This is a genomic window from Caballeronia sp. dw_19 (assembly GCF_018449515.1).
In the GTDB taxonomy this organism is placed as follows: Bacteria; Pseudomonadota; Gammaproteobacteria; order Burkholderiales; family Burkholderiaceae; genus Caballeronia.
This window is the reverse complement of the sequence record NZ_JAAVUQ010000014.1, coordinates 135684-150535: the sequence shown is the minus strand read 5'-3', so window position 1 is coordinate 150535 and position 14852 is coordinate 135684. Positions and strand designations below refer to the sequence as shown.

The window sequence follows — 14852 nt, the reverse complement described above, 5'->3', positions numbered from 1 at the left end:
GCACGACGCGGGATGGTCCTGCCGGCGCCTTCGGGTCAATGCTTGTTGGCCGTGTCGTTCAGCAACTGTGCCAGGTACGGCTTCCACACGTCAGGGTGAGCGAGGGTCTGATGCCCGTACGAGTGCGCAGTCTCCGGCATTTCGACGAAGCCTCCGTTGGGTACAGCCTTCATCTCCCGCTGCATCACACCGAGGTCCGCGGCGTTGATCAGGTCGTCGGCAAAATTGACGGCAAACAGCCGTGCGCGAATCTTTGACAACTCAGGCGCGGGGTTGTAGTCCCATGACGATTCGAACCAGTACAGCACGTCGTTGGCGTCGGTCTTCCCGGCGGTGCCGACCAGGTTTTCATACATCTGCGTGGCGGCGTCGCGATTGGGGGCCTCGCTTTGCATGCGTGCCGGGTTGTTGGTGATGATCGTGAAGACTGGCATCACGCGGGTCCACTGGGTCGGCGGCACGCTATAGTCGCCACCCTGCCAGCCCGGGTCGTTGCGAATAGCGCCGACGATCATCTGCCGCCAGAGCCAATTGCGGCCGGCCATCGCGATCGGTTGGCTGGCAATCGGCATCAACGCATCCGCCATCTCGGGGTACCGCTCGCCCCACATCCAGGTCTGCATGCCTCCCATCGACGTACCGAGCACCAGGCGCAGATGATGGATGTTCAAACCCTCGACGAGCAGACGATGGTTTGCCTCGACGACGTCGCCATAGCCGTAATGCGGGAATCTTGCGTGCATGCCGTCGCTCGGCTTGCTCGAACCGCCCCGGCCCAGGCCGTCGGGGATCACGATAAAGTACCGGCTCGTGTCGAGCGGCTCGCCCGGGGCGAAGAGTTCCCGGCGCATTGCCGGCGCGAGGAATGCCCGGCCGGTGCCGGTGGTGCCGTGCATCAGCAACACTGCATTATTGATCTCGCCGTGCGCGTTGCGCCGCGGCGTGCCCAAGGTTGCGTAGTGGATATGAATATCCGGCAACGTAGCGCCATCGGAGAAATGGAAGTCGTGCTCAGTGAAATCGGCTGCCTGCTCGGAAGCAGGTTCAGTTGTCGCAGCGCGGGCCGGCACGAGGCCGGTCAGTACGCACATTCCTGCTGTGGCCAGCAGGGATGCGAATCGGATCATGGCGGGGTCCTGTCGATTGTATGGAAAGAATATCGTAAGCATGCAAGGCAGCGACGACGAAGATAGCTCAACGGCGACGAGGCGCAATGGTACGCGGAAAGAAAACGCGGCGTTATTGGAACCCGGCGTGGAACGAGCGGTATTGATCAATCCGATGGGCCGTTCGGGGTTGGCATCAGTCAAATCAGTCAATCGTGATTGACGCTTCCATGAACAGCCGCGTCACTGCGGCGTATCCCGCCCCCAAGTCGGCCTGATCTTGTAGAATTCCCGCGGCAGCGCATCGCTCACGTTCACCACAACCTCCGACCACATACCCATGCGCACTCTCGTTGCATCGGCTTTCTTATGCTTGCCCCTTCTCGCACACGCGGACTGCAAAGAACGCTTTACTGAGTGGGCTCACACGCTGCAACCCGGTCGCGCTGTCGACGCCGACAATGCCGCTTGCAAGGTTTGGCCCGCAAATCCGGCACAAACGCTTGCCGTGTTGCCGTTGCCCCAGAAAGGCGGGACAACCGATGAGACGGTCTATGATCTCGAGGTGCTGGTGGCGGACAGCAAGACGGGAGCGGTCATCGCTCACAGTTACGAACCCGCCGCCATTACGTCCGACGCGATGGGCTTGCAAAGCATTGCTCTCGATACCGCGCCTTGGCGGCTTACGCCTCAGGAACTTGCCTTTGGCGTAAGGAAGAGCTTTCAAAACTCGTCGCGAGTAAATCCCTTCGAGGATACGACGCTCAGTCTTTATGTCATTGACGAGGGCAAGCTTAGGCGGGTGCTCACCAATCTAACGACGCGACAAAGCAAGGGAGATTGGGACGGCAACTGCGCCGGCCAGTTCTCCGATACGTCCCGCGCAATATCGGTCGGCCCAGCCGGCCAGGGCGGTTATGCAACGCTGCTTGTCAGCGAAAAGACAGTCGATACGACCAAGACGGTGGCCGGGGAACAATGTGCAAGCAAGGACAAGGCCGCCAGACGGGCCAGCTTTACAGTGGAATACGATGGTTCGCACTATGGCGTTCCGAGTGGTCTGAGCGACGATCAATAGTCCTGCCGTGCCGACATCGCCAACGCGTGTCAATAACCCGGAGGCGCACAACTTTGCCGGCCGCCGCATCACTCTATCCACCTTCGGCCGACCATTATGCTGCAGATGTCGCGCGTTGAGTGTCCACATTCCAGCCCTTACTGTTCAGTGCAGCGATGGGTCCATCGGCGCTTGATTGCCACTCGACAAACATTAATAGGTCGCTTCGCAAACCAGCGACACCAGGCCCGGCAGGGACGTTACTTAATGATCGTCAGCCTGTCCGTTGCCTGTTTGGCGCCATCGATCGCGGCGGCAGCAAGCTTTGACTGCGGCAACGCCAGAATCCGTTTCGAGAAAACGGTTTGCGCCGATCCGAAGCTATCGGCTCAAGACGAAGCGATGGCGCAGCGCTACGATGCGGCCCTGCCATTACTTTCCGACCCGGGAAAAATGATCCTGCGCACCGGGCAGCAACAGTGGCTCAAGGTCGCGAAAGTCCTGTGTCTTGATAACAAGAGGGATGAAAGCCCCACTTCCTGTCTGCGACGGCAATACGCTGACCGGCTCGATGACCTGCGCGGCGCCGCCATTTCCATTGGTCCCTTCGTGTTCAGCCGAATTGACCATTACACGTCAATCGGGAAACAAGAAGACACCGGCAAGCCTTTGGAACAGCACACGGGCCTGCCAAGAATCGATCATCCGATTTCCCCGATAGCAGAACAATGGAATGCTGCGATAGTCCGATCGGCGGCGACAGCGCGAGCAAATTGGTGTTTCGGAGACACCGAGACTTCCAGCGATCAGTTCGTGGGTTTCAGGGTTCAGTCGGCGACGCCGGATTTCATTAACGTCGAGATGTTCCACACTGAGCAATGCGCTGCGGGAGCGGCTTCCGTGACCATGAGCAACATTTCCTACTTGCTCAAGCCAGCCCTGCATCGCCTCAAGACGGAGGACTTGTTCACACCGGATAGCGGATGGGAGGCATTCTTACGTGATCGTGCCTCGCGGGAATTGAACGTCACCCCCTTCTTTGCTGACGGAATCAGCAAGGACGTGCGAGATCCGACGGCGTGGTCCTTCACCAAGGAGGGCCTTCTTATTTCGTTCAACCCAGGTGAGGCAGATGCAATGGCATCCGGCATTCTCGAAGTGACCGTGCCCTGGACCGATTTGCATCGGTTGCTTGCGCCAGGAGCGCCGATACCGCGATGATGCTCTAAGTGCGGCCGGCAGGATCTCGCTGGCCGATGCGCTCGCTCATGAACTTCACGAACGGTCTGGAATGACCCGATGCGGCATATCAAAGCAATTTCGACGGAAGTCCGTTGTCGGCCTCCGAGGGGGCTCTCGCGACATCTGCCCGAGTGACTCTACTTGGCCGATAGCGCCAGTTCAACCAAGGCGTCTAACGCCGACATTCGCGAAGGCCGCGACAAGCTCGCCAACGACCGCAAAGGCCGATGACCAGCCGAGCAAGCCGTACCTATCTCTACGAGTTTGGACGTCCCATGCTCGTCTTTCGCTTGAAGAGGGTGGGAGAGAGCACGGAAGTTAATTGGTTAACTTTCGGCCGAGATCTGCCGGCAATCGGAGCCTTGATGGCGTCAAAACGGAATCCCGTCTATAAGCGTCCAGCGGGTAATAATGCTCTTACCCGATTCCATCGCTACCCCCAGAACCCACCATCAAACAGGGCTAGAAACGGGGGTAGAACCGACGCCGATACATCCAGAATACGCGACTACACAATCAGATGCGGCGGGAACATTCCCGATGCCTCATGCCGTAACAGTCATCCGCACGTGTCAGGATCGCGGCTTGCTGACCCGTCGTCAGGTTGCATGAAGCGACCGGCGCGTCGCCGATGCCAACACCAGTGCGCGAAGCGTGGACCGCGCAGATCTGGCTGCGTGTCATCGGGAGTACGTCGTGACTTCAACTCCACCTTCCGCTTCGAAAACAGGCCGCGTGACGACCGAGCGAGACGAGCACGACTCGCAAGACCTCCACCGGAGCGCCACCGGCGAGCGACCGCAGTCCCCGCAACGCCGCGCGATGCTGCGCGCGGCTGCCGCGGGTGGCGCCGGCCTGCTCGCCGCCAGGGCCGTCGCGGCACAGACGACGGCATCTCCCGCAGGGCAGCCCGCGACACTCGGGCGACAACCGTCGTTTCAGCCGGGCAGCGACGCAACAACGGCCGACGTGATCGTCGAAACTTTGCTGGCATGGGATGTCGATCATGTCTTCGGCATGGTCGGCGACGGCATCAATCCGATTATCGAAGCGCTGCGCAAGCGCCAGGACAAAATCCGTTTTATCGGCGTGCGGCACGAAGAAGCTGCCGCGTTCATGGCATCGGGATGGGCCAAGTCAACGGGGCGTCTGGGCGTCTGCGTCGCGACGACCGGACCCGGCGCGGTACACCTGATGAACGGGCTCTACGACGCTCACTTCGACGGCGCGCCGGTTCTCGCCCTCACTGGCCTGACCTTCCACGACCTCCTCGGAACGCGCTTTCAGCAGAGCGTCGATACCTCTGCGCTGATGCAGGACGTCGCGCTCTATAACACCGTGGTGACCGGTCCCCGCCATGCCCTGACGGTGACCGACATCGCCTGCCGCACCGCGCTCGGCTCGCGTGGCGTCGCGCATCTGACGGTATCGAAAGACGTGCAGGACATGCATTTCTCCGAAGACAAGGCATCCACCGAAAATCACGGCCTACGGACCTCGACCGCATGGAGCCGCCCGACGCCCACGCCGTCGCGCCATGAGTTGCAGGCCGCAGCCGACCTGATCAACGCCGGCAGCCGTGTGGCGATCATGGCAGGCCAGGGTGCGCTTGGCGCAACTGCCGAACTGGAACAGGTCGCGAGCCGGCTCAACGCGCCCGTCGCCAAAGCGCTGCTCGGGCGAACCGCGCTGCCGGACGATTCACCGTTCTCCACAGGTGGCATCGGGCACCTCGGCACGGTGCCGTCGGAGGAAGCGATGCATGGGTGCGATACCGTGCTGATTATCGGCACGACGATGCCATGGGTGGATTCGTATCCGAAGCCGGGTGCCGCACGCGGTGTGCAACTGGACATCAAGGCCGAGCGCATAGGACTGCGTTTCCCGGTGGAAGTGGGTCTCGTCGGCGACACGAAGGAGACGCTGCGCGCGCTGCTTCCACTGCTGCGTCAGAAAGACGATGCCTTTCTACGCGAGACGCAAGGCCGCGTCGTGCAATGGAATGCTTTGCTGGATCGCGTGGCCGCCACTGAACGGACACCGCTGAGGCCGCAAAGCGTCGTTCGCGCCATCAGTGATGCCTTGGCGCCCGACGCAATCATCTGTCTGGATTGCGGGGCGAACACGCACTTCTCCGCGCGGTTCCTGACCTTGCGTCGCAATCAGCAACTTGTCGCGACCGGTATGCTCGCCACGATGGCGCCAGGGCTTCCGTTTGCGATCGCGGCTCAGCTTGCGAATCCCGCTCGCCAGGTGGTGGCGATTGTCGGCGACGGCGGATTTGCAATGCTCATGGCGGAAATGTCGACGGCCGTAAAGAACGGCCTGCCGGTCAAGGTGATCGTCCTGCGCAACGACATGCTGGCGGAGGTGGTGTTCGAACAAAAGGAACTGGGTAACGCTCCCTATGGATGTGAGCTCGGTGCTATCGACTACGCGCAGATTGCGAATGCCTGCGGCGCGGAAGGTACGCGCTGTACAAGCCCCGCCGGGCTGAGACCTGCGATCGATGCGATGCTGCGCTCGCCGCGCGCTGCGCTGCTCGAAGTCCATGTCGATCCTGCGGAACCTATTACCACGCCGAGCCATCTGGCGGTTTGACGCTGCGCGCGAAGCGCAGGCGTGCGTGGCCGGCATCCAACGTCCCTACCGCGAAGCAGGTAGCGCAGTGTAAAAAGTGGTCAGCCTCGAAGCCTCGAAGCCTGGAAGGAAAGGGTTGTATGAGACCCGATCGGAGGCGCGTGCCCCCTCGTCACATCGACGTGCTTGCGCCTTAACCTCCTGTCTTTGTCACGCGCCAGACGGTATTGCCCACATCGTCGGCAATGATCAACGCGCCGTCCTGGTCCTGGGCCAGCCCGACCGGTGCACCACGCAGTTCCTTTTCGTCGTCCGATGCGAAGCCGGTGACAACAGGCTTTGGCGTTCCTACAGGCTTGCCATTCTCGAACGCGACGTACGCGACCGCATAACCGCTCAGCGGCGAACGATCCCAACTGCCATGCTCGCCGATAAAGGCCCCGCCTTGATACTGCGCCGGCAGGTTGCTGCCGGTATAGAACAGCAGTCCGAGCGGAGCGACGTGGGAGCCAATTGCATAATCCGGCTTGATCGCTTTCGCGACCAGGTCGGGGCGTTGCGGCTGGACTCGCCGGTCGACATGCTGGCCGTAGTAGCTGTACGGCCAGCCATAAAATCCGTCATCCTTCACCGAGGTCAGATAATCGGGCACGAGATCCGCGCCGATTTCATCGCGCTCATTCGCAACCGCCCACAGTTGTCCCGTTTTCGGTTCCCATTGCAGCCCGGTCGGGTTGCGTATCCCCGCCGCATAGATGCGGCTCGCGCCCGTCGCCACATCGACTTCCAGTACATTTGCGCGCCGGTATTCGACATCGAGACCGTTCTCGCTGGCATTGCTGTTCGAGCCGACGCCGACATACAGCTTCTTGCCGTCGGGGCTCGCGAGCAACGCCTTGGTCCAGTGATGGTTGACCTTGTCCGGAAGGTCGGCGAGTTCGATGCCTTGAGCCGGCATGCTTGTCTCGCCGGATTTGTACGGATACTTCAGGATTGCGTCCGTGTCGGCGACATAGAGTGTGTCGCCAATCAGTTGCATGCCGAACGGCGAATGCAGGTGATCGATGAACACATATTTGTCCCATTCCCCGCTGCCGTCGGTACGCTTTCGCAGCAATGTAATGCGGTTGCCGCCTTTGCCTTTTTTACCCGAGCGACCCGTCACCATGCCGGCGATCAGTTGCTTGGGCGAGGTAACGGGTTCCGCATTCGGGCTATTCGATTCAGCCACCAGAATGTCACCATTCGGGAGGCAATAGACCTGGCGCGGATGTTCAAGTCCGGAGGCAATTCCCTGGATTGTCAGGCCTTGCGCCACCTTCGGCGTTTCGCCCTTCTGCCAGCCCACGTACTTCGGTACCTGCATCGGAGGCGTGAAGAAACTTTGCGCGCTTGGCAACGGCGGATTGGCTCCGGCCTGATCCGAGGGGTCATACCTGGCCCGCTCGCTGCATCCGGCAATCAGGGTCGCGCTAGTAATTACAACAACGCTACTCAAGATGGATTTATTCACGAGTCGTCTCCCTGAAACCGAACTTGTCGAACGCGAGCGCGATTTGTCCGACGCTAAGCAATGCCACGGTGATGACCGAGAGAATCACGTTCTCCGGAACAATTCCGTACGCATCGCGGCTATGGACGAACGCGTTGACTATTGCCGCGACTATGCCCAGCAGGTTCAACCAGAAGTCGAGTTTCTCGGCACGCGTTACCGTGTCACGCGACGCAAGCCATACATGGCCGAGATTGATCAGGCGCGGAATAATTGCAAAAAACAGTCCCGCCGTGACAAGCCACGCAGCCCCTTTTGCCCAGAAAACATTGGCGGTGATGACGTAGATGATGTCGAAGATCAATGTGCCGACGAAGAGGCCATAGGGGATCGGATTGAACAAATCGAAGACCGCCGTGGCCCATCTTGACCGATATATCGGGCTAGCTGGAGTCATGGAATAAGTCCCTTTCTAAAGGTAATGTTCGATAAACGGCGCATGGTAGCGGCCGGTCGGACCTGGACTCACGCGGCATGCAGTCCTGAACGATTCGATAAGCCCGCCGTGAAAGTATTTCGCAAGCCTCGGCATTCGAAGCACGAGCTAACTGCCCTACGCATAGGACATGCCCGATTCCGGGATGCGCCCCGCAGCGGCGTCGTAGGCCATACAGAACGAATGCCATTTGTGGCAGGGCCGTCATCGGAACGCCACCGGCTTGTCAGGTAGCGCGGACTATAGTGTGCTTGACGGTGTGTTTGACACAAGGTCCTTATAGCGTCCCGGGGTCGGACCGTTTTTTGCAACGTACGTCGTTCGCTGCCGGACGGTCTCGCGCCTGTTCGGCCTACAAGCATCGACACCGGGCCTCTAGTTCGAACGCAATGGAGTTGCTCGTGTTGCCTGCGTTGTTTGCCTGCTCCGGCACCGGTGCGTTGGTGTCGTGCATCGCCGGTCTGTTTGGATCGGCGGCGCAGAGATCGACTGGCTGGGCGTGGCTGCTGTTCGCCGGATGCGGCGTGCTGCAGGTCGCCCTCAGCTATCTGTTCTGTACCCCGCTCGAACGGCGCTGGCCGCTGCTGCGCTGGCCGGTCCGTCAACCGATGACGACCGACATCGTCTATACGTTCATCGTCCGGATCGTCCTGTTCCCGCTCGCCGCTTACTTCGAGTACGGGCTCGTGAAGGCGCTAGTTGATGGCTGGCTGCTCGCGCACCGGTGGCCGGTGCCGTCTTTGCTCACGCGCATCGCCGATGCCGCGGGAATGCCACTCGCCGGGTTCCTGGTCGGCTTCGTGATACTCGACTGTGCCGATTACTGGCGCCATCGGATCTCGCATCGTTTCGGCTGGTGGTACGGGTTGCACACTCTGCATCATGCCGAGTTGCAGATGACATTCTGGTCCGACGATCGCTCGCACCTGCTCGAGGACATCATCACGTACGTGTGGCTTTTCGTCGTCGCGATAGCGATCGGGATACCGGCGTTGCAGTTTCCGTTCGTGATTCTCGGCTTTCGTTTCGTTGGCAGCTTTGCGCACGCGAATACGCGCGCTCGCTACGGATGGCTGGGCGAGAGACTACTGATCTCGCCGCAATTCCACCGCGCGCATCACTGCCCGGAGATTGCCCGGCACAAGAGCTGCAATTTCGGCACGGTCTTCCCATGGTGGGACATGCTGTTCGGCACCGCGAATTTTACCCACGACGCCCGCGAGACCGGAGACCCGACTGCGGATCCGATCATCGCAACCGGCAACTGGTGGCAGCAGCATGCGGCCGGCGTGCATCGAATGATCCAGCTCGCGCGCAAGCGGCGTCGGCCAGCCCAATGAGCGCGCGGCCCGGCTGTGCGACGGTCCGGCAGCTGCCGACCTTCCGGCGCACGTCATGCGGACGTGCACGATCTTGCCAGCACACCTAACTTCGTCCGGAGCAAGCCTATGGCGATGTCACCCGCAGTTGAACAATCGAAAGCGGCGTCCACCCAGTGGACCGCACGCATCCTGAACATCGAAGCGTCGAATTCCGGCGCTCTGCCCGCGTGGTGGCGCGATGCGTATCACAGCTACCGCAAGACGCTCGAGCAGCCGGATTACCCGTGCTTCTTCGGCCAGGCGGCCGAGCGGCGCGGTGAGATGTTCTACGCGTTCGACGGCGAGCGTCCTGAGATTGCGCGCGCGACAATGCAGCGTTTTGTCGAACTCGGACACGATGCGGCGCTCACGCGGCATAGTCTCGCCATGTTCTGCGCGCCGGACCCCGCGCTCACGTCGCACGCCGAATTCCTGCGGCGCTTCTGGACCCTGCTGCAGCAGTTGCACGAGGCCGACGACGTGCCAATGCGGCCCACCGATCCGGATGATCCGTTGTGGGAGTTCTCGTTCGGTGGCCGCAAGATGTTCGTTGTCGGTACCGCTCCGACCTATCACCGGCGGCGCAGCCGTGTGGTCGGTAGCGGGATCGTGCTGCTGTTCCAGCCGCGCGAGCTGTTTACCGACTTGACGACCGGCAAGCCGATCGGCGCTGAAGTCCGCCGCCAGATCCATGCGCGGATGCTGGAGTACGACGCGATGCCGATACATCCGGACATCGGCTTTTACGGCGATCCACGTAATCGGGAGTGGAAGCAGTATTGTCTGCCCGACGACAACGCGCCAGTGACCGGACGTTGCCCATTCGCTGGCCGCTGACGCGGGCTGCAGTCGGCTCTTCACGGTAAAGCCGACGTTCGAGTGTCCGCGGGAGGTAAAGGCGTTTCACTCGGTCATATAGTCAGTCGGCCTAAACCGTCGACAATCGGAACAGAACCGTGTTCCGTAGGCGTCACCGCGGCCCCGAGCCCGTTGAGAAGACGACGGATCAGAGACTACGCGGCAAGCTGTTCTTTATGGCGCGCGACCAATTCGGCTTCGTCCCTCATTGCCTTCTGCACGGATGGGCGCGCACCGATTCGGGCAATGTACGCCATCAGATGTTTCAGATGATCAAGCTTCACGCCAGAGCGCTCGTTCCACATCGTTGCCCATACGTATGCGTCTGCAACAGTGAACTGTTCACCCGTGAGGTATGCGCGGCCGTCGGCCAGACGTGCGTCCAGGACGCCGTAGGCCGCGAGTAGTTTGTTGGTTGTAAACTCGATGCCTTCCGCCGTCATCAGTTTGCGCATTAGCGGAATATGCTTCTGCGCAATCTCGGTCGCGATAAAGGTCAGCAATTGGTCCATCTTGACGCGCTCCAGTGTGCCGTGAGCAGGAATCAGCCCTGACTCGGGATGCTGGTCGGCCAGATACGACGAGATGACCGTGGTTTCTGTCAGCTGGTCACGCTGCTCGTTGTCGAGCACAAGGACCGGGACGTAGAGAAGCGAGTTGACGTCCGAGAAGCGGGTGTCATCCGTCGTGGACTTGCCGAAAACGTCGAAGTGAACGAGTTCAGGTGATAGGCCCAACTCGTTGGCGACAGTTTGAACGGCCAGGGAGCAGGTTGCTTCAGCGATGTAGAGTTTCATTTGATAAGCCTTCCTTATAAAAAAGTGATCAGATAGAGCCGGATTGGCCGGTGCGTTTGTGATGCGCCGTTAGGACAAAGTATGTCGGGATTGCTGGCTGCAATAAACACCGGCTGGGTAGTCGCTCTGTCGCTTTCAAAGCGATAATCGTGGCTACGCCTATAGCCCCGGACAGCCATGTCGCGCATACGTTTAGCGGGGTCGTTCTGCGATATATCTTCGGCAAACCGCGCCGCGTTGGACCGGGCGAGGAGCATGTGGCATGGGGGTTTTCGCGCTTTCCGTGCTCGCGCCGGGTTGCTTACTGATCGCGAACCTGGACGACGAGCTTGCCGAACGTGCCATGCTTCAAGTGAGCACAGGCTTCCGGAACTTTGGCGAAGGAGTAGGGGCGTCGATGACCGGCTTGAGTACGCGCACGTCCGCCGCGTGTACCCAATCTTGCAGTGCGCGGCGTGGATCCACGGCAATTGCAACAGAACGCCGGCTACGGCGACCCAGGTATAGAAGGCCTCCACGGGCCGAACTGGAACGCTGACTTGCGACGCGGCATGACCAGCGATCGGCGCCGCGCAAACATCTCCAGGCCACATCGTGTGCCACAGCCCGCGTGATGCGAAACGAGGGCACCCGGCAGCATCCTCAAAACCTTTCTTGCGGTTGCCCGATCGTTTTCTTTCGAATAAGGGTTAACGCTTAAATTAGCAATGAGTCATTGTGTCATACACATTTAATAAATCACGTGATGCCCACTACACTTGTCTTCACGGCAGACACACGTCTGCGAAAAAATCTGGAGGTTTATTATGAAGTCGCTCATTCAAGCTGTTTGCGTCACCGCGGTATTCGCGTTCCCGGCTTTCTCATTCGCTCAGTCGAGCCAACCGGTCACTCGTGCAGACGTGAGCGGACAATTGGTGCAGTTCGAACAAGCGACCCCATCACACGCCGCGTTCCCCGATTCGAATGCGTCATATCCGGTCGCTACGCTAACCGCAGAGCAAAAAGTGTCTGCGCAAAACGGCGCCGCTTCTGCCGGCTTCGGTGGTGTTGCCGAGAGCACTTCAGGATCGGGGGCTGGGATTGCGCCGGTGTCGCCGGCCGCTTGGCGTTCGATGTATGACCATCCCTGATCTATCTGCTCGATATGCATGTTTTGAGGCGTGCAGCCGGGCTGTGCGTCTTGCATACAACAGCAGGCCGTTATACCCACCTGCCGGATTGAATCCGGCGGGTTAACAGTTCTGCACACCTACAACGGCTATCGGTTCGGGGCCGTTATCGTAGATCGCCGTAGGTCGCCATACGCACCGCGGGTTCCTTCTCCCAGCCGTTGTCGAGGCCCCTTGAGCGTGTGATCAAAGAACCGCCCGCGTGTTGCCGTGGCTTCTTGACCATAGAACGCACACCATTTTCCGTCGGAGTGCGTATAGAGCGATTTGAGCGCGGAATCCATACGGCGGAAGGCCTCGATCGACCCTTGTGTGTGCAGCGAATGATCAGAAAAACTGCCGCAAACAAGGATGGAAACTTCGATACGCGCCAGGTCAGCGACAGTCGACTTGTACCATCCATCGCGTTCCGGCGATTGGCAATTTCCTTGCGAAATTCGGTGTTGATCCGGACTCCTCCCTTCTTGAACCCGTTGTCCCAGATGATGGTGAAGCCGTCCTCGCGAACTCCGCCAGGGCGAGCGAAGTCGCGATACAGATCGCTGAACTCCTCCCGCCGACAGATAACCGCGAGATGCGGCGACGATACGCCAGGGTCACCAGTCCAACGCTTTGTCGCGCATCAGGCACAGTCGTGATGGTCACCGCTGTTGGAATGCTGGTGCATGAACCGGCTTCAAAGAATAATCCAGCTCGCACGCCCCCCATATTCGGAAGGTACGCAGGTTAGCGTGCCATAGGTTCGGATTCGCGTGGATCACGAGCGATCCGGAAGTAGCCGTTCCTTGCCTGCCAAGGCGTTCACAAACGAAGGTTATCGTAAGCCGGTGCTCGGGTAATATGCGTGCTTCGTTTAGCCAAGCCGTCAGTGACGCGCTTGGGGGTCATGCTGCCATTGCCCGATCCCGCGTGCCCAATGTTGTCGAACGCTGCCATTTGAAACCACGACTTTCAGCAATGGCTCGAACAGCCGCTATGGGTGAGCAGACGGCGGTCGGCTCGTCAGCATGAACGACCTGTGCACCTCGGAAGCGGAGTGCTTTTGCCGCCAACCGGCAGGTACTCAAAATTATCAAAATTACAAAGATCAAACATGAATAGAATGCTTGCGCTCGGCGCATTTCTGCTTTTATCGTCGGCCTCGGCGATTGCATCGAACTGGGTCCAGGTCTTCGCGAACTCGGGGGAGCTCGTTAGCGTCGACAAAGACTCTGTTGCTCGCAGTGGTGACACCGTCAACGCCTGGACTCAGACGGTCCTGGCGGTAGAGACGGACGTGCAACTCGGACGTCCCGCCAAGGCGATCAAGACGCAATACGTTGCGGACTGTCAGGCTAGAACACTCCTCGTGAACGCACTGATTTTTTACGATGCGCAAGGTAATGTCCTCGCTTCTCTGCCTCCGGAGCACGATGCTCCAGCGGTTGTCGTCCCGGGCACGGGCGGAGATTTCATATTGCGTGCGGTGTGCAGTAAGGGCTGAGGGTTCGATGACCCTAGGGTGCAACCGGCTAATGACCGTTCTACCCCGGTCAACGGTCAATTGGCTCTTACGAACTCGATAGCCGCCACCGTATTCACGTGTGAGCGTGGGCAATCCGTGTTCAGCTCGTTCCCGAGCGACCGCAAACGGGCGTGCATACGGCTGGTGGCTGCCGCTTCACAGCGGCACTCTTTGCCGACATACCGTTAGCACCAGTTGCCGGAGCCAGCGATGAACAGGGTCGACCTCTAAACGAGGATGCCACATCTGAGAAACCGTAATTTTTTCGGTCGTCACGGGAAGCTCGAAAGCGTAGATGCTGCCGGACAGGGCCGACTCTTGATGTTCAGGTTGATTGCCCAGAAAAGACCCAGGCACGAGAGCGATCAAATCCGAGGCTCGCGCCACCGCCAGCGCGGCGTGAAAGCTGGGAACCATGGCGACGATCGTTCTTTCCAACCCTAAAGCAGCCAACGCCTCATCGACCGGTCCACTGGCGCGCCCGTGGCGCGAAGCAACAACGTGGCCGAAGGAGGCATACCGTTCTGCTGTCACCTCACGCTCTAATTCGAGCGGATGGCCCTTTCTGACAACAGCGAGAAAGCGATCCCGGAATAGGGCCTGCACGCGGACTTCCGGCCCCATTTCGCCCAGGACACCGATCTCAAGGTCGGCTGAACCCTCTCGCAAATGCGCTGCCGTCTTCTCAGATTTGGGCGCGAAGCGCAAACGCACGAGCGGCGCGATTGCCGTGGCCGCAGCGATAAGCGGAGCGCCGAAGGCTTCCACAAAGCCATCGTTGGCGCGAATGGTAAAGGTTCGCTGCAACGTTGGGAAATCCGGCTCGGTCGTTGAAGGACTCAGTACGGAACGTGCCTCATGAACCGCGTTTTGTGTGCGTTGACGAAGTGCCTCTGCATGGGGCGTCAACACCATACCGCGCCCCGCGCGGACCAGTAATGGGTCACCGATCGCCTCGCGCAGCCGGGTCAACGTTCGACTCATTGCCGAGGCACTCAATCCCAGCCGACGCGCAGCGCCAACCACGCTGCCATCGGCAAGCAACACGTCGAGCGCAATGAGTAGATTCAAGTCGGGTTCGGGCATGCCCGATCGTAGCACGCACCGTTCAGGCATGGCGTTTGATGCAGGTCATATGTGCAATCGTTGCGTCTTCCGCCATGCCTCCCGCATCGATATATTCCCCG

12 protein-coding genes are annotated in these 14852 nt (G+C 59.9%); 7 read left to right on the top strand and 5 right to left on the bottom strand.

The features are described from left to right. Positions 1-35 precede the first annotated feature (35 nt). Positions 36-1127 (bottom strand): alpha/beta fold hydrolase, encoded by a 1092-nt coding sequence (locus tag HB376_RS20055; protein WP_213765415.1) that lies wholly within the window; start codon positions 1125-1127, stop codon positions 36-38. 319 nt (positions 1128-1446) lie between these two features. On the opposite strand from HB376_RS20055, the gene HB376_RS20050 reads away from it, so the two are divergent. The 3 genes from HB376_RS20050 to HB376_RS20040 all read left to right on the top strand — a co-directional run bounded on the left by HB376_RS20050 (position 1447) and on the right by HB376_RS20040 (position 6006). Then, positions 1447-2184 carry a hypothetical protein gene (locus HB376_RS20050; protein ID WP_213765414.1) on the top strand — a complete coding sequence of 246 codons (738 nt, stop codon included), beginning with the start codon at positions 1447-1449 and terminating at the stop codon, positions 2182-2184. Positions 2185-2430: 246 nt separating this feature from the next. Beyond that, positions 2431-3384 (top strand): DUF3298 domain-containing protein, encoded by a 954-nt coding sequence (locus tag HB376_RS20045; protein ID WP_213765413.1) that lies wholly within the window; start codon positions 2431-2433, stop codon positions 3382-3384. Positions 3385-4101: 717 nt separating this feature from the next. After that, a complete protein-coding gene (locus HB376_RS20040) occupies positions 4102-6006 on the top strand; it encodes a thiamine pyrophosphate-dependent enzyme (protein WP_213765412.1) in 1905 nt (634 codons plus the stop codon). Between the two features lie 172 nt (positions 6007-6178). Here HB376_RS20040 and HB376_RS20035 read toward each other — a convergent pair whose 3' ends face one another. Both HB376_RS20035 and HB376_RS20030 read right to left on the bottom strand, forming a co-directional pair. Next, a complete protein-coding gene (locus HB376_RS20035) occupies positions 6179-7498 on the bottom strand; it encodes a PQQ-dependent sugar dehydrogenase (RefSeq protein ID WP_213765411.1) in 1320 nt (439 codons plus the stop codon). Then, positions 7491-7934, bottom strand: a complete 444-nt coding sequence (locus HB376_RS20030) for a DUF2231 domain-containing protein (protein ID WP_213765410.1) — start codon at positions 7932-7934, stop codon at positions 7491-7493. Before HB376_RS20030 ends, HB376_RS20035 begins: the two co-directional genes overlap by 8 nt. Before the next feature lie 440 nt (positions 7935-8374). Between HB376_RS20030 and HB376_RS20025 the strand changes: the two genes are divergently transcribed. Together HB376_RS20025 and HB376_RS20020 are read left to right on the top strand one after the other, a co-directional pair. Further along, positions 8375-9313 carry a sterol desaturase family protein gene (locus HB376_RS20025; protein ID WP_346730532.1) on the top strand — a complete coding sequence of 313 codons (939 nt, stop codon included), beginning with the start codon at positions 8375-8377 and terminating at the stop codon, positions 9311-9313. A gap of 108 nt (positions 9314-9421) precedes the next feature. Then, positions 9422-10171, top strand: a complete 750-nt coding sequence (locus HB376_RS20020; protein ID WP_213765409.1) for a YqcI/YcgG family protein — start codon at positions 9422-9424, stop codon at positions 10169-10171. Positions 10172-10347: 176 nt separating this feature from the next. On the opposite strand, the gene HB376_RS20015 is transcribed toward HB376_RS20020, so the two are convergent. After that, the gene (locus tag HB376_RS20015) at positions 10348-10989 is read right to left on the bottom strand and encodes a glutathione S-transferase C-terminal domain-containing protein (protein ID WP_213765408.1); all 642 of its coding nucleotides are present in this window, start codon (positions 10987-10989) and stop codon (positions 10348-10350) included. A gap of 806 nt (positions 10990-11795) precedes the next feature. Between HB376_RS20015 and HB376_RS41735 the strand changes: the two genes are divergently transcribed. Together HB376_RS41735 and HB376_RS20005 are read left to right on the top strand one after the other, a co-directional pair. Further along, positions 11796-12122, top strand: coding sequence for a DUF4148 domain-containing protein (locus HB376_RS41735; protein ID WP_213765407.1), 327 nt, complete (start codon positions 11796-11798; stop codon positions 12120-12122). A 1132-nt stretch (positions 12123-13254) separates the two neighbouring features. Beyond that, positions 13255-13644: a surface-adhesin E family protein gene (locus HB376_RS20005; RefSeq protein WP_213765406.1), complete on the top strand. Its 390-nt coding sequence runs from the start codon at positions 13255-13257 to the stop codon at positions 13642-13644. A 177-nt stretch (positions 13645-13821) separates the two neighbouring features. On the opposite strand, the gene HB376_RS20000 is transcribed toward HB376_RS20005, so the two are convergent. Next, positions 13822-14751, bottom strand: coding sequence for a LysR family transcriptional regulator (locus HB376_RS20000; RefSeq protein ID WP_213765405.1), 930 nt, complete (start codon positions 14749-14751; stop codon positions 13822-13824). Positions 14752-14852: the final 101 nt, after the last annotated feature.